The sequence below is a fragment of the Nitrosomonas sp. Nm84 genome (assembly GCF_003201565.1).
GTDB lineage: Bacteria > Pseudomonadota > Gammaproteobacteria > Burkholderiales > Nitrosomonadaceae > Nitrosomonas.
In genome coordinates this window covers 1-15,240 of record NZ_QJJP01000010.1, presented here as the reverse complement: position 1 = coordinate 15,240, position 15,240 = coordinate 1, and the positions used below count along the sequence as shown (strand labels likewise).

10 protein-coding genes and 2 pseudogenes are annotated in these 15,240 nt (G+C 44.8%); 9 read left to right on the top strand and 3 right to left on the bottom strand.

Going from position 1 to position 15,240, the window contains the following annotated elements; all coding sequences use genetic code 11:
- Complete coding sequence (locus C8R34_RS06730; protein ID WP_110339099.1) at nucleotides 1–882, top strand: ATP-binding protein; 882 nt, start codon at nucleotides 1–3, stop codon at nucleotides 880–882.
- Nucleotides 873–1,874, top strand: coding sequence for a Nudix family hydrolase (locus C8R34_RS06725; RefSeq protein ID WP_110339097.1), 1,002 nt, complete (start codon nucleotides 873–875; stop codon nucleotides 1,872–1,874). The genes C8R34_RS06730 and C8R34_RS06725 overlap by 10 nt, the downstream gene beginning before the upstream one ends.
- 13 nt (nucleotides 1,875–1,887) lie before the next feature.
- Here the strand turns inward: C8R34_RS06725 and C8R34_RS06720 are convergent, their stop codons facing one another.
- On the bottom strand, nucleotides 1,888–2,076 hold the full coding sequence (locus C8R34_RS06720; RefSeq protein WP_110339095.1) for a DNA gyrase inhibitor YacG: 189 nt from the start codon (nucleotides 2,074–2,076) through the stop codon (nucleotides 1,888–1,890).
- Between the two features lie 138 nt (nucleotides 2,077–2,214).
- Between C8R34_RS06720 and C8R34_RS06715 the strand changes: the two genes are divergently transcribed.
- From C8R34_RS06715 to cphA (C8R34_RS06690), 6 genes are all read left to right on the top strand, one after another.
- Nucleotides 2,215–2,790, top strand: coding sequence for an RNA polymerase sigma factor (locus C8R34_RS06715; protein ID WP_110339093.1), 576 nt, complete (start codon nucleotides 2,215–2,217; stop codon nucleotides 2,788–2,790).
- The gene (locus tag C8R34_RS06710; protein WP_110339091.1) at nucleotides 2,787–3,392 is read left to right on the top strand and encodes a DUF3619 family protein; all 606 of its coding nucleotides are present in this window, start codon (nucleotides 2,787–2,789) and stop codon (nucleotides 3,390–3,392) included. Before C8R34_RS06715 ends, C8R34_RS06710 begins: the two co-directional genes overlap by 4 nt.
- Before the next feature lie 91 nt (nucleotides 3,393–3,483).
- The gene (locus C8R34_RS06705) at nucleotides 3,484–5,778 is read left to right on the top strand and encodes an ABC transporter ATP-binding protein (RefSeq protein WP_110339089.1); all 2,295 of its coding nucleotides are present in this window, start codon (nucleotides 3,484–3,486) and stop codon (nucleotides 5,776–5,778) included.
- Complete coding sequence (locus tag C8R34_RS06700; protein WP_110339087.1) at nucleotides 5,775–6,245, top strand: DUF1854 domain-containing protein; 471 nt, start codon at nucleotides 5,775–5,777, stop codon at nucleotides 6,243–6,245. Before C8R34_RS06705 ends, C8R34_RS06700 begins: the two co-directional genes overlap by 4 nt.
- Before the next feature lie 85 nt (nucleotides 6,246–6,330).
- A complete protein-coding gene (gene cphA, locus C8R34_RS06695) occupies nucleotides 6,331–8,661 on the top strand; it encodes a cyanophycin synthetase (RefSeq protein WP_110339085.1) in 2,331 nt (776 codons plus the stop codon).
- Nucleotides 8,658–11,228, top strand: coding sequence for a cyanophycin synthetase (gene cphA, locus C8R34_RS06690; protein WP_110339083.1), 2,571 nt, complete (start codon nucleotides 8,658–8,660; stop codon nucleotides 11,226–11,228). The genes cphA (C8R34_RS06695) and cphA (C8R34_RS06690) overlap by 4 nt, the downstream gene beginning before the upstream one ends.
- A gap of 191 nt (nucleotides 11,229–11,419) precedes the next feature.
- On the opposite strand, the gene C8R34_RS06685 is transcribed toward cphA (C8R34_RS06690), so the two are convergent.
- Entirely contained in the window at nucleotides 11,420–13,600 is a 2,181-nt protein-coding gene (locus C8R34_RS06685) for an EAL domain-containing protein (RefSeq protein ID WP_165872540.1), read from the bottom strand.
- A 114-nt stretch (nucleotides 13,601–13,714) separates the two neighbouring features.
- Nucleotides 13,715–14,446: pseudogene (locus tag C8R34_RS06680) on the bottom strand (transposase); the annotation flags it as partial.
- Between the two features lie 266 nt (nucleotides 14,447–14,712).
- Here C8R34_RS06680 and C8R34_RS06675 point away from each other — a divergent pair.
- Nucleotides 14,713–15,021: pseudogene (locus C8R34_RS06675) on the top strand (DDE-type integrase/transposase/recombinase); the annotation flags it as partial.
- Nucleotides 15,022–15,240 lie beyond the last annotated feature (219 nt).

The window sequence follows — 15,240 nt, the reverse complement described above, 5'->3', positions numbered from 1 at the left end:
ATGAATGACTTCGACAAACTCTACGAGCGGGCAGACAAGCTGCTTCATCTTATGGAAAAATTTCTGCCGCCAGCGCTCCCAGATCCTAATTGGCAGTCAGCGATTGCTTTTCGTTGGCGCAAGCAGGGCAATGCTGGATATATCCAATCGATTGCACATCCCCACCGAATTACATTAGATGCACTATGTGGCATTACCGATCAAAAGCAGCGGATTGATCAGAATACACAACAGTTTGTGCAGGGATTTTCTGCCAACAATGTGTTGCTGACAGGCGCGCGTGGCACAGGAAAATCTTCACTAATTAAGGCATTATTGAATAAATATGCAAATGATGGACTGCGTCTGATCGAAGTAGAAAAACATCACCTCGTCGATTTGCATGATATCGTGGAAAAGATTTACCAGCGTCCGGAGCGCTTTATTTTGTTTTGCGATGATTTGTCTTTTGAAACCGACGAGCCCGGCTACAAGGCGCTAAAAGTGGTTCTGGATGGGTCGATCGCCACGGTTTCCGATAATGTTCTGATCTATGCCACATCCAACCGGCGTCACATGGTACCGGAATTTATGCGCGATAATCTTGATACGCGACATATTGGTGAGGAAGTGCATCCTAGTGAAACGATAGAAGAAAAAATTTCCTTGTCGGAACGCTTTGGTTTGTGGTTGTCGTTTTATCCTTTCAACCAGGAGCACTACCTGGAGATAGTGCGTTACTGGTTGGCTTATTTTGGCATCCACGAAATGACCGCTCTAGCGCGTACCGAGGCCTTGCAATGGGCACTGGAACGCGGTTCGCGTAGCGGACGGGTGGCTTGGCAATTTGCACGGGATCTGGCCGGTAGGCAGAAATCGATTGGTAACAATCCATGCCAGTGAACAACTTATCCACACCGATTGCTGAGTCAACGCCAATCGTAGAAGTCGTCGCGGCCGTAATTTTACGACCGAATGGTCAGTTTTTACTGACGCGCCGACCTGGAGGCAAAATCTATTCCGGTTATTGGGAATTTCCCGGTGGCAAGGTTGAAAAAAACGAATCACTACTGCACGCGCTAGAACGTGAATTGTGGGAAGAATTGGGGATTCAGCTTCGTCACGCTTATCCCTGGATAACACGAGTTTTCACCTACTCACATGCAACGGTGCAATTACATTTTTTTCGTGTGGTGGAATGGGAAGGTAAGCTTTCACCGAGAGAAAAACAAGGTTTGTTCTGGCAATTACCCCATCAGGTTACGGTATCCCCTATCCTGCCCGCCAACGGACCCATTTTGCAAGCGCTTTTGCTGCCGCCAGTCTATGCCATTACACAGGCAACGCAGATCGGTATTGAATCTGCGCTGATACAGATTGAACAAGCCTTACAAAATGGACTGCGTTTGCTGCAGATCCGCGAGAAGCGCATGTCGCAAGATTTGCTACGAGAGTTTTCAATGCAAGTGCTTGTGCTTGCACGCGCTCATCAAGCAAGAGTGCTGATAAACAGTGATGCAGCGTTAGCCCGCAAAATCGGTGCCGATGGCGTGCACCTTACGTCATCACAACTCATGTCATTGTCATGCCGTCCTGATCCGGAATATGGAATATGTGGTGCATCCTGTCACAACGCAGAAGAACTTTTTGCTGCCGAACAATTGGAACTCGATTTTGTCGTGTTGAGTCCAGTCCAAACTACACTAAGTCACCCAGAACTATCTCCATTGGGCTGGAGAAAATTTGCCACGTTGATCCAAGGCTATTCATTACCAGTGTATGCATTGGGTGGGTTACACCAAGAAGATTTGACGATAGCTCAGGAAATGGGAGCACATGGAATAGCGACAATGCGCGGAATCGTAAGTCCGTTCAGCAGCATTCCTGCGGTGTAGCATGCCAAACCATTCAATCTTTTTCTTCCCATTTCTTTTCAGGCTCTGTTGACTCTGGAATTCGATAGGATTCTTGCGCCCATTGGGATAAATCGTTTATTTTGCAACGTTCAGAACAAAATGGTCGAAAGCGATTATCTGACTCCCATACTACTTTTTTACCACATTGAGGACAATTGACGATGCGTGTGTGTTGTTGCATAAAACAGCTCACTGTCTTAAATAGTTCTTAGGCTACCGTCTATTCAGTAAAATATGGGTAGAATCGTTCTTAAAGTCATTGTACGTAATATTTCGTACCAATTAATTTTAATTTTTAAATACAAACAAAGGTTGCCCTCTGGCTACTCAACAAGAACTTTCTGATTTTCTGATTGGAACCGAAAGGCGTGCATATAAACAGGCCATGTTTGCGGTTCATGATGAACATGTGGCATTGGATATCGTGCAAGATTCCATGATGAAACTCGCACAAAAATATGCCGCGAAACCGATCGAAGAGCTTCCGCTTTTGTTTCAGCGTATCCTACAGAATACCATTCGCGATTACTATCGCCGACAAAAGATCCGTTCACTATGGACTACGCTGTTTTCGGCATTTACGCCCAGTGATCAGGATAAAAATCAGGAAGATTTCGATATTCTCGAAACTTTGCAAATAAAACAGGAATCCAACTTTACCAAAGAACCCGACGCGCAATTAGAGACAATACAACTGATTGGTTTAATAGAAAAAGCCATAAAAATTCTTCCGGCACGTCAACGCGAAGCATTCATACTGCGTTACTGGGAAGAAATGAGTTTAGCGGAGACTGCTGTAATTATGAAATGTTCGGAAGGAAGTGTTAAGACACACTGCTCTCGCGCAGTCCATACATTGGCCAAAATACTCGAGGATAAAGGGGTTAAATCATGAACGAACAAGAGATGGGAAAAGAAATTGCCAGATTGCTAGACTTTGGTGCTAGCGAGACTATTAAACAGAGCACTCTGTATCGATTGCAATCTGCTCGTCGCGCGGCTTTGGAAAATTGCCAACCCACACTGGAGATCATTAATTCAGGCAATGGCACCTCCGTTTATGGCGGACATGACGAGCATTTTAATACGGGAAAGCTGTTATTGCTATTGATAGCGTTGCTCACTTTTGCGGTGGTGTCTACGACTTATTGGCAATTCTTGGAAAAAGGTAAATCAACCACGATGCTGGTTGATGACTTATCGACAGAGGCTTATATTGATAATGAGCCTGAATTAGCTGATGACTTATCGTTAGATGGTTATATTGACAATGTGCGTCAACTGGTTGATGACTTATCGACAGATGCTCAGATTGATAGTGAATCTGAACAGGTTGATGACATATCGATAGACGCCTCTATTGATAATGAGCCTGAATTGATTGATGACATACCGACAGATACCCCTATTGATAATGAATCTGAACTGGCCGATGATTTACTGACAGATGATCGTACTAATGTTGAGCTTAATGAATGGTTGGACTCTAATAAGTAATTATTTTAAGTTGTTTCTTGTTTCCTCCTGGTATCTCATTTGAACTCTTTCTGGAAATACTCTCATCTTACATTTTCTTGCAGCTTAACGAATGCAACAAACCCTTCATTCATCACTTGATAAATTATCGTTAATCTGGAGTGATGAGCTTTCGTCACAATTGACTGACGATGAGAGCGTATTCGCTTGGATTGAAATCGATCTTAATACACAGTTACATTTTGCCAAGGGTTTTGTTGTTGTTACCAACAAACGCTTACTCGCCAAAATGGCAAATGATGGCGTTTGGCAGGAATGGCGCTATCAACAAGGCTTACTGCTGACACAACGAGATTATGCAGGTGTCGGTTGTCTTGAGCTATTTGATGCGCATACGCGACTTGCCTATTGGCGTTACCGACTAGGCAGTGATACCGCAGCAAGTCGACTAATCGAATGCTTTATGCAGCAGCTTGATTATCATCTTACCGGTAAATTACCCTTAACAACACATACGCAAGCTCAATGTCCGAACTGCGCTGCTCTTTTATCCGCTGATCAGGATGATTGCCCTGTCTGTGACAAGCAAGGCCATGCGTCGCCCTCTACTTGGACATTGTTGCGACTGTGGCGTTTTGCAAAGCCTTATAAGGGTCGTTTATTCATCGGATTTCTGTTGACCTTATGTAGTACCGCTGCAACGTTGGTACCACCGTATTTAACCATGCCATTGATGGATAATGTGTTGATACCTTACCAGAATGGTCAGCCGATCAATACCGATTTGGTAAAGCTGTATCTTTCCGGTCTGTTAGGTGCGGCGGTGCTTGCCTGGATGCTGGGTTGGGCCAGAACCTACATGCTGGCACTGGTTTCCGAACGCATTGGTGCTGATTTACGTACCACGACCTACGAACACCTCCTCAATCTTTCCCAGCAATATTTCGGCGGTAAACGTACCGGTGATTTAATGGCGCGCATCGGCGCCGAAACCGATCGCATCAATCTTTTCCTTTCGTTGCATTTACTCGATTTCGCCACCGACGTCATCATGATTGGCATGACCGCTCTGATTCTGGTATCCATCAATCCCTGGTTAGCACTTGTAACACTCGCGCCTCTGCCGGTTATCGCATGGCTGATTCATCTGGTTCGCGACAGATTGCGTATCGGTTTTGAAAAGGTTGATCGTGTATGGGCTGAGGTGAACAATGTACTTGCAGATACTATTCCTGGTATCCGAGTAGTTAAAGCATTTGCACAAGAGAAAAGAGAGGCGGCGCGTTTCCATGCCGCTAATCAGCGGAATCTACGTATTAATGATCGCGTAAACAGAGTGTGGTCGTTATTCACACCAACGGTCACACTGATGACCGAAATCGGCTTATTGGTCGTTTGGGTATTCGGTATCTGGCAAATTTCTAAAGATGAAATTACAGTCGGGGTACTTACAGCTTTTCTTGCCTACATAGGTCGTTTCTATATCCGGCTTGATTCGATGAGCCGCATTGTTTCTGTCACGCAAAAGGCGGCAGCAGGAACCAAACGCATATTTGATATTTTGGATCATGTTTCCAGTGTTCCGGAATCCACGAACCCCGTGCATTTTCCGACAGTTCAAGGTCGCATTGAATTACGCAATGTCGGCTTCCGATATGGAACGCGCAGCATTACGCAGAATATCAATCTGGTTATCAATCCTGGTGAAATGATCGGTTTGGTCGGACACAGCGGCTCGGGAAAGAGCACTCTGGTTAATCTGATCTGTCGTTTCTACGATGTCACAGAAGGCTCGGTTCTGATTGACGATCATGACATCCGTACACTACCAATTGCTGAGTATCGCAAACATATCGGTTTGGTACTTCAGGAACCTTTTCTGTTTTATGGCACTATTGCGGAGAATATTGCTTATGGCAAGCCGGATGCGGCACCGTCGGAGATTGTGTCGGCAGCCCGTGCGGCACATGCCCATGAGTTTATTTTGCGTTTACCGCATGGTTATGATTCGCTTGTAGGTGAACGTGGGCAAGCACTCTCTGGCGGTGAACGTCAGCGAATCTCCATCGCTCGCGCACTATTGATTAATCCACGCATTCTGATTCTGGATGAAGCGACTTCTTCGGTAGATACTACCACTGAAAAAGATATCCAAAAGGCATTAGACAATTTGGTGCGTGGTCGCACCACCATCGCCATTGCCCATCGCCTGTCGACTTTGCGTGAGGCCAATCGCTTGATTGTTCTTGATCGCGGCAGAATCGTTGAAATAGGCAATCATGCTGAATTAATGGCCCGGGAAGGCTATTACTACCGATTGTATCAAGCTCAGGCACGTAATGTAGACACTGAGGATCGAGCATTTGTTTCTGTCACGGAACATAGTGCCGCGGGGGAACTGAAATGAGCGGCACAGTTGACTATCAATTAAGCCGGAATGCTTATGGTCGATTGGTTTTTACGAATAAATCTGGTCCACAGGAAGACGTAGTCCCGGTACGATCATTTCCGATCACCAACCCCGATCAGGGCATCGCCCTGATTGATTCGCATGGCCATGAGCTGGTGTGGGTAGAACAATTGACTGATTTACCAGATGACTATCGCGTACTCATTGAAGCGGAACTTGCGAACCGAGAATTCATGCCTGAAATAAAGCGTTTACTCAAAGTCTCAGGTTTTATTACACCCAGCACTTGGCAAGTTGAAACAGATCGCGGTGAGGTCACTTTTATTCTCAAGGGCGAAGAAGATATTCGCCAGTTAACAACATCATCACTCATGATTACAGATAGCCACGGTATACATTTTCTGATTCGTGATCGCTTGGCGCTTGATCGTTATAGCCGCAAGCTATTGGATCATTTTCTGTAATGTGTTTGAGAGTTATTTTTCTTTCTATGTAAACCAATTGGTTTGAGCAACGTTAATACGGTATCTTTTTCGTGATATCAATGTTATGTCTAATTACTCAAATCCAGATTGCAAAAATGTAAAAGATATTAAGTTCCTCGAGATCAAACACTTGAATGGTCCCAATATGTGGACCTACTATCCTGCCCTTGAAGCAACTGTTGATATTGGCGCCCTCGAAGACTTTCCTTCCGATACGATCCCAGGCTTTTATGAACGTTTATCGACATGGCTTCCGTCGCTGATTGAGCACCGTTGTAGTTATGAAGAACGTGGCGGTTTCTTGCGTCGAGTACAAGAAGGCACTTGGCCTTGCCATATTCTTGAACATGTCACCCTGGAACTACAAAATCTAGCCGGGATGCGCGGTGGTTTTGGCCGAGCTCGTGAAACCTCGGTACGCGGTGTATATAAAGTTGCAGTCAGCGCATGGCATGCAGAAATTACACGAACCGCTTTGTATTCCGCACGTGAATTGATATTGGCCGCCATGAATTTTCAACAGTCTGATAGTCCATCGTACGATGTCGATGGCGCTATCCAGAACCTCCGAGATCTGGTTGATTCGCTCTGGCTCGGTCCTTCCACAGCTTGTATTGTAGATGCTGCGATAGCGCGCAATATTCCAGCCACCCGGCTTATTGCCAAAGGGAATCTCGTACAACTGGGATACGGAGCTCGTTGCCGTCACATCTGGACAGCAGAAACAGATCGGACGCCGGCCATCGCAGAAAGCATTTCTCGTGACAAGGATCTAACGAAAGCATTATTACAGTCTTGTGGCGTCCCTGTGCCGGAAGGACATATTGTTGAGAGTGCTGAGGCTGCTTGGGAAGTCGCTAATGATATTGGTATACCGGTAGTCATAAAGCCTTGTGACGGGAACCATGGTCGAGGGGTATTTATTGAATTAAGCCACCGAGAAGAAATTGAGTCGGCCTATCATATCGCGTTGAAAGAAGGCACTGGCGTATTAGTTGAACGTTATATTGCGGGCACTGAGCATCGATTATTGGTTGTAGGCGGAGAATTGGTTGCTGCTACACGGGGTGATTCAGTCTCTGTAAGTGGAGATGGTATTTCAACGATTGCTGAATTGATTGAGTCTCAAATCAATTCTGACCCACGCCGAGGATCGACAGAAAATCACCCACTCAATCTGATTCGTCTGGATAGTGCCGCGCAAATGGAAATTGCTCACCAAGGTTATCAAAGTGACTCAGTTGTTCCAGCTGGCATTAAGGTTTTGATTCAGCGTAATGGCAACCATGCATTTGATGTAACGGATCAAATCCATCCTAGTACTGCATCTATCGCATCCCTGGCTGCCCGTGTCATTGGCTTGGATATTGCGGGTATTGATTTAGTGGCCAACGATATTTCTCGTCCATTGAGTGAACAAGGTGGAGCGATTGTCGAGGTAAATGCTGGACCAAGTTTGTTGATGCATATTAAACCTGCAGTGGGTACACCCCGCCCCGTTGGCAAAGCAATCGTTAGCCATCTGTTTCCGGATCAAAGCAGCGGCCGTATCCCCATTGTGGGAATCACGGGTAGCTATGGCAAAACAGCGGTCGCTTATCTTGTTGCCAGACTGCTCATACTCTCTGGTAAGCAAACTGGACTGGCATGTAGCGACGGACTTTATCTGGATTACAGGAAAATTGATAAAAACAACAGTGCCAATTGGGCAGCGGCCAATCGTGCTTTGATGAATCCAACCGCTGAAGCTGCAGTATTTGAGAATGGCTTTGATACCCTCCTGAACGAAGGATTGGCCTATGACAGCTGCCAAGTTGGTGTTGTCACTAATGTCGATCCGACTCATCATTTTGGTCATCACGGCATTGAAACACTAAAGCAAGTGTATAACGTGTTTCGTACACAAGTCGATATAGTCACACCTACAGCAGCGGCCGTTGATGATGTAGAAAAAGATATACAACTACCAATCGGTACGGCGGTACTCAACGCCAGGCATGAAATGTTGGTTGAGATGTCTGAATTGTGTCACGGTGAGGTTATTTTCTTCAGTATTGAACCAGACCTATCTGTAATCACTCAGCATTGCGCTAACGGAACTGGCTCTACTCTAGGTAAGCGTGCTGTGATTTTACGTCACAATTCGATCACACTGGTCACTGGTTCTCATGAACTGCCCTTGATTAAATTGCAGGAAATCGCCTCAGATAGTAACGAGCATAGTGCTCAAGAAATCGAAAACATATTAGCTGCTGTCGGGGCTGCATGGGCACTAGACATTGAGCCTGATCTTATACGTACCGGTATCGCAACTTTTGGATTCAGTCAAAAAAAATACACGCCCGGAAATCAGAATTTCCCAATTGGCCTACAAACTCAAGGAATTAAATTATGAAAGTATTACGTATTCGTGCATTGCGTGGACCCAATTTATGGAGTCATCATACCTCTATTGAAGCTACTGTTCTTTGTATTGAATCTGAAAATAATATTAATACCCTATCTGGTTTTAGGGCGAGACTGCATGAGCGCTTTCCAGAAATTCCCGTCCCTCGACCCGAAGATCATCATGAAGTCATCACACCGGCTCATATACTTGAACATGTTGCACTTTATTTGCAAGTACAAGCCGGTTGCCCAGTATCCTTTAGCCATACAGCTAAAGCACCGGAAGCTAATACTTATCGCGTCATTGTCGAATATAGTGAAGAAAAGGTCGGTCGGCTTGCTTTTGAGTTGGCACAAGCGCTGTGTAACGCTGCTATTGAAAGCATCGCCTTTGATTTAAATGATGCTTTGTTTCGCTTACGTGAGCTCAATGAAGATATACGTCTTGGGCCGAGTACAGGCGCTATTGTTCAAGCTGCGATTGCCCGTGGCATTCCATTTCGTCGCCTGACTGAAGGTAGCTTGGTGCAATTTGGTTGGGGTAGTAAGCAGCGTCGTATCCAAGCCTCTGAGAGCGATATGACCAGCGCTGTTGCGGAATCAATTGTACAGGACAAGGAATTAACTAAAACACTGCTGCATGCTGCGGGAATTCCTGTTCCACTTGGTCGCAACGTAAAAACCGCTGAAGATGCCTGGAAGGCGGCTTCTGAAATCGGCACTCCGGTAGTCGTCAAACCACAAGACAGCAATCAAGGCAAAGGAGTAACCGTTAATCTTATCAATGCTGAACAAGTAAAAGCTGCTTATATGATTGCAGCCGAATTCAGCAACAATGTTTTAGTTGAACGTTATGTTCCCGGGCATGATTATCGTATGTTAGTAGTTGGCAATAAGCTGGTTGCTGCGGCACGCCGTGAACCACCACAAATCGTTGGTAACGGACTGCACAATATTCATCAATTGGTCGATCAGATTAATCGTGATCCAAGGCGTGGTGAAGGTCATGTTTCTTCTTTGACTAAAATTCATTTAGATGAGATTTCCTTAGCGCACCTGTCAGCACAGGGACTAACTGCTGAATCAGTTCCTGCTCAAGGAATGCGGGTTATTTTGCGTAATAATGCCAACTTATCGACAGGTGGAACCGCTACTGATGTAACTGATGATGTTCATCCAGAGTTGGCGGCTCGTGTGGTTGCAGCTGCACAAGTCGTAGGTTTGGATATTTGCGGTGTTGATGTTGTTTGCGACAATGTAGCACTCTCACTGGAAGAACAAGGAGGCGGCGTTATTGAAGTCAACGCGGCGCCCGGTTTACGCATGCATTTGCAACCTTCTTTCGGTAAAGCACGCGCCGTGGGTGAAGCCATCATCGACAATATGTTTGCTACAGGAGATGATGCGCGTATCCCAGTGATTGCTGTGACAGGCACAAACGGCAAAACGACAACAGCTCGTTTGATTGCCAATGTATTGGATAAAGATAGCAAACGTGTTGGTCTTGCGTGCACTGATGGTGTTTATATTGATGGGCTTTGTACTGATACGGGAGATTGCAGTGGTCCCAAAAGTGCAAGAAATATCCTATTTCACCCGGATGTAGATGCTGCTGTTCTAGAAACTGCACGTGGCGGAATGTTACGCGAAGGCTTAGGCTTTGATCGCTGCCATGTTGCCGTTGTCACCAATATTGGTATGGGTGACCATCTAGGCATGGCTTATGTCAACACAGCAGAAGAATTAGCTGTAGTTAAACGAATTGTTGTACAGAATGTAAAATCAACTGGTTGTGCTGTGCTTAATGCCGCTGATCCGTTGGTTGCAAGTATGGCCGATTACTGCCCTGGTTCGGTTATTTTCTTTGCGCGTGATAGTCATCACCCCGTATTAGCAATGCACCGCGCGCAACATAAACGTGTTATCTATATGGAAAACCATTGCATTGTCGCTTTAGGAGAAGACGGCGAGCATCGGATACCGTTGAATGAAATTCCGCTCACAAAGAATGGCAGCATTCATTTCCAAATTGAAAATGCGATGGCTGCTATTGGAGCGGGATGGGCGCTTGGTTTGGATTGGTCAGTTATTAGTGCCGGTTTATCCAGTTTCGTGAGCGATGCGCAGACAGCACCGGGTCGTTTCAATCTGTTTAATTATCGCGACGCCACTTTAATTGCCGATTATGGGCACAATCCTGATGCCATACAAGCACTTGTAAGTGCCATTGATAATATTCCATCGAAGAAACGCTCTGTTGTTATCAGTGCCGCTGGCGATCGTCGTGATGAGGATATTCGTCAGCAAACCAGAATCCTCGGTGATGCATTTGATGAAGTTGTATTGTATCAAGATCAATGCCAACGAGGGCGCGCAGACGGGGAAGTATTAACTCTTCTGAGAGAAGGCTTAGGTAATGCCAAGCGCACGCAAAAAATAAGTGAAATCATTGGAGAGGCTATTGCAATTGATGCGGCGCTATCAAATCTAAAAGCTGGCGAATTATGCCTCATTTTAGTTGATCAAGTTGAACAGTCGCTTGGCCAGATTAATCATCGTATTGCATTAGGTTAGTACGATTATTAGTATGCATCATTGAGAGTTACCTCTTTTGTTTTGGTTAAGATTTGATACCTTTATCAAAACCGGCAACTCTCACTTTTGCAAATGAAATTGGATGTTTAGCCGCCTTGGGCGGCTCATGGTCTAGGGGCGCCTTTTAGGCACACCCAGTAAGCATCCGGCTTTGCCGGAGTTAGTTTGACTTAAACTATTTTCTGATTTGCGAGAAGTATATCTTCCGCAGATGAAGGCTTTCCAAAATAATAACCTTGCCCATAATCGCATTTAAATCGCGACAAAATATTCAGTTGATCCACATTCTCGACACCTTCAGCGATAACTTTGTAGCCTATGCCATGTGTCATGGTGATGATTGAGTTAACCAAGTGGCGGCTCTGCATATCGGTCGTTATGTTTTTGATGAAACTGCGATCGATTTTAATCATATTGAACGGATACCGGTTTAAATAGCTCAATGATGAATAACCCGTGCCAAAATCATCCATTGTTACCATTACGCCGCATTTACGGAGGCTAATCAGTGTCTCAAATACGTATGTATTTTTGCTCATTAGCAGTCCTTCGGTAATTTCAATTTCCAAACTATTAGTGCTGAGCTTATGTTTTGCCAATGCGGTCTGGATCGTTGTGAATAACGACGGATCATAAAACTGGCGCGGTGAAAAATTAACTGCAATTTTTAATGATTGATCGTGTGTCTTTTGCCAAATTGAAAGTTGCATCAATGCTTGATCCAAAACAAATTGACCGATCTGAACTATTAGATCGGTTTGCTCTGCGAGGGGAATGAATTCATCTGGTGAAACTTCACCCAATTCTGGATTTTGCCAGCGTAACAACGCTTCGAATCCGACTGTTTTACCTGAGGCAATATCAATCTGAGGTTGATAAAATACTTTCAACTCACGAAGCTCCAAAGCTTTATTGAGTTGCTCTTCGAGCTTCACTTGATACTCGGCGATTAGATTCATCGATTTTGTATGGAATGTATAAGTGCTCCTGCCGCTTTTCTTGGAATAGTACATCGCAGTATCTGCGCTTCTAATCAGAAATGACGGAGTATCACCATCTTCAGGATAAATGGCAATTCCCATACTTGCAGATATCAGAAAATCTCGGTTTCTAATTTGAAAACCTTTGCTAAATAGATCCTTAATTCTTACCATTAACTGTTGAATAGACGAAATGTCGTCCAGATATCCCATCAAAATGATGAATTCATCGCCACCAAACCGGCCTAGTGTATCGCTTGTACGAAGAATGGCATTTATTCGCCCAGCAGCATTAACGATCAATTCATCACCGCTTTCGTGCCCCATGCTATCGTTGATTTTTTTAAAATCATCGAGATCAAGAAAAATAACGGCCACCTTTTGTCCATTTCTTTTAGCATCATCGATTAGCTGGTTTAATCGATGAATAATCAATCTACGATTCGGTAATCCGGTCAACTGGTCAAATAACGCAAGCTGGCGTAGCTTATCTTCATGCATTTTTTGTTTGGTGATGTTTTCTCGGATCAGTAGATAATTACTGGAATTCCCGAAGTTATCCAAAATGCTGGAAATACGCACATGTTCCCAATGTTGATGATCGTTTTTATCCAGAGTTTGAATCTTCCCTTCCCAATAATTGTTGACCACTAATGCGCGTCGGATATCTTCTTCAGTGAATTTGGAAATTTGATTTTTTAATAAATTGCTCAGAACTTTGTCAGATACTCCATCATCGAAGTGCGTTGATAATTTTTCAAACCCTCGATTAGTGTAGATAATATTCAGCTCTGCATCAGTGATGGCAGTCGCACTGGGGCTTTGCTGTAATGCTTGCAGCATGATGTTAAGTTTCTCATTGGCTAAACTGGCTTCTTTCGCGTAATGATGTTTCTGATAAGTAGTCTCCAGCCCATAAAGTACACTTTCTTGGAAGTGCTTTAATATTTGCCGGTATTGCATGCAATAGGCATTCTCTTTACTATCGAGTATACAAATTGTTCCGAAGATTTCTCCGTAAGGCCAGGTGAGCGGCAAGCCATAATACGAAATCATACCGAAAGCAATATGAGGATTCTTATCCCATTTTGGATCCTTTAGGGCATTTGGAACCAACAGCTCGCATCGCGTACTCATTACAGTTTCGCAATAATGACCAATATCCAGTGGTGATTTCACACCTCGTTGATAAACATTATCTTTATTGCTGCTTGCAACAAATACTTCAAGATCTTTAGCGTGTACTCGCATAACAAGTGCGGCGGGTACCGAGAAAATTTCCGCCATGAGGTTTACTGTTTTTTGCCATGAATTGAACATCAATTCAGAAATTTCCAGGTTATCTAAAATAGGATACTTTGATGTCGACATGGAGGTTCCCTCACATATAGTACGATTCATTAGTCAGTCCTGCAAAATTCACTTGTACACAAACAAGCTTTGCAGATATATATGGCTGTTTTTTTCGAAACAAGTTAGTCAGCGAAGCATAACAAAGCGCAATAAAATACCCTTTAACCTCAAGTAGAGCATTGCTCTCATCAGCCAGCAGCGATCCATTCGGTGATCCGACTTTAAATGCCCAATTGCGGGTTCCACGGACTGTCGGCGTCTGAGCCAGTGCCGCTGCTGCAGCTTTGTCAGTGACTTGGACTTGCCGCGATGGATGATTTCCACTTGCGGATTATCAGCATCCATGCCGTGAAATCCGAGATCGACAATGACGCTTTCGAATTCAGCCGGTTTCACCACCTTCGCCTGCACGGCAGCGTCAATCGTTGCCTTCAGTAGCTTTTCAACAGCGGATTCACCAATGGCAGTGCGGAAGCGTCCTATCTGGGTAGCGTTACAGGGCAACTTCGGTATGGAGTATTCCTGTCCACTGAAATACTGCCAGATCACATTCTCCGACCAGCGAATCACCAATTCTTTGTCACTGAGATTGAATACATGCTTCAGATACAGCAAGGAAGCCATCAACCGAATCGGCAAACGCGGCCGCCCCGCTGCACTTACGCCCCCACCAGTAATCATCAGTGTTGTACCCAAAAGGCCGTTGATCTCCGCTACTTCTCCTTGACGGTCCTTACGTTCAAAAGCTGGTGTAAGCGCTATTTCGATCTGTGGCCACGGCATTCGATTTGCCAGCACTGCCAAGGGGTGGCGCAGATCAATCATCTGGTCTAGGCGAGTATGAAAAAAATTATCAATCGGCATTTAAGTTTCCCCTAATTCCCTCAGGTTTCGATGGGAATAGTATAGATTCCCAGGGATTTCAGCGTTTGCTAATTCGCATGCATTGAGCACTCATTCGGCTTTCAAGCATTTTGCAGGACTGGCCCATTACCATAATCGACTAACGCAACAAAAAATGACTATTTCAGCTTAGTAGAATTATACACATTGGCAAAAGCAATGTTACTGATCTCAATCAATATTTTATGTAAGAGAAACAATGTAAATGGCGTAGTAAAATGTGTAATGTTCGAGTTTGGAAAGAACGAATTCGATGGTTCATGAAGGAACACGACATCAAGGCACGTGGGAAGCGTAAATTCATCGTAACCACCGACAGCAAGCACAATCTGCCGATTGCGCCAAATTTACTCCACCGAAACTTCCATCCTGACGCACCTAATCGTGTATGGACAAGCGATATTGCCTATATTCAAACCGATGTTGGCTGGCTGTATCTGGCGGTGATTCTTGATCTGTATAGTCGTCAGGTTGTGGGCTGGAGCATGCAACCCCATATGCAGAGCAGCTCAGTGACGGATGCGCTAAAGATGGCCTAGCTCAGACGACGACCAGAACCAGGACTCCTTCCACTCCGATAGTAAGAATACATATACCAGATTTCAATAATGAGTTGACTCAATTATTGTATGAGTAATTATTGGAGCTCTGGTGCCGTAAGGTTGCCAAGTTTCCTGACCCCCACTCTGATCGACCATAATTTGTGTCATTCCTCGGATCTGTCGGTTACTTGGCAACATCTGACGGTGAGGTTT

Coding starts and splice junctions, on each gene's coding strand:
- C8R34_RS06730 (WP_110339099.1), top strand. CDS start 1: ATGAATGACTTCGACAAACTCTACGAGCGGGCAGACAAGCTGCTTCAT.
- C8R34_RS06725 (WP_110339097.1), top strand. CDS start 873: ATGCCAGTGAACAACTTATCCACACCGATTGCTGAGTCAACGCCAATC.
- C8R34_RS06720 (WP_110339095.1), bottom strand. CDS start 2,076: ATGCAACAACACACACGCATCGTCAATTGTCCTCAATGTGGTAAAAAA.
- C8R34_RS06710 (WP_110339091.1), top strand. CDS start 2,787: ATGAACGAACAAGAGATGGGAAAAGAAATTGCCAGATTGCTAGACTTT.
- C8R34_RS06705 (WP_110339089.1), top strand. CDS start 3,484: ATGCAACAAACCCTTCATTCATCACTTGATAAATTATCGTTAATCTGG.
- C8R34_RS06700 (WP_110339087.1), top strand. CDS start 5,775: ATGAGCGGCACAGTTGACTATCAATTAAGCCGGAATGCTTATGGTCGA.
- cphA (WP_110339085.1), top strand. CDS start 6,331: ATGTCTAATTACTCAAATCCAGATTGCAAAAATGTAAAAGATATTAAG.
- cphA (WP_110339083.1), top strand. CDS start 8,658: ATGAAAGTATTACGTATTCGTGCATTGCGTGGACCCAATTTATGGAGT.
- C8R34_RS06685 (WP_165872540.1), bottom strand. CDS start 13,600: ATGTCGACATCAAAGTATCCTATTTTAGATAACCTGGAAATTTCTGAA.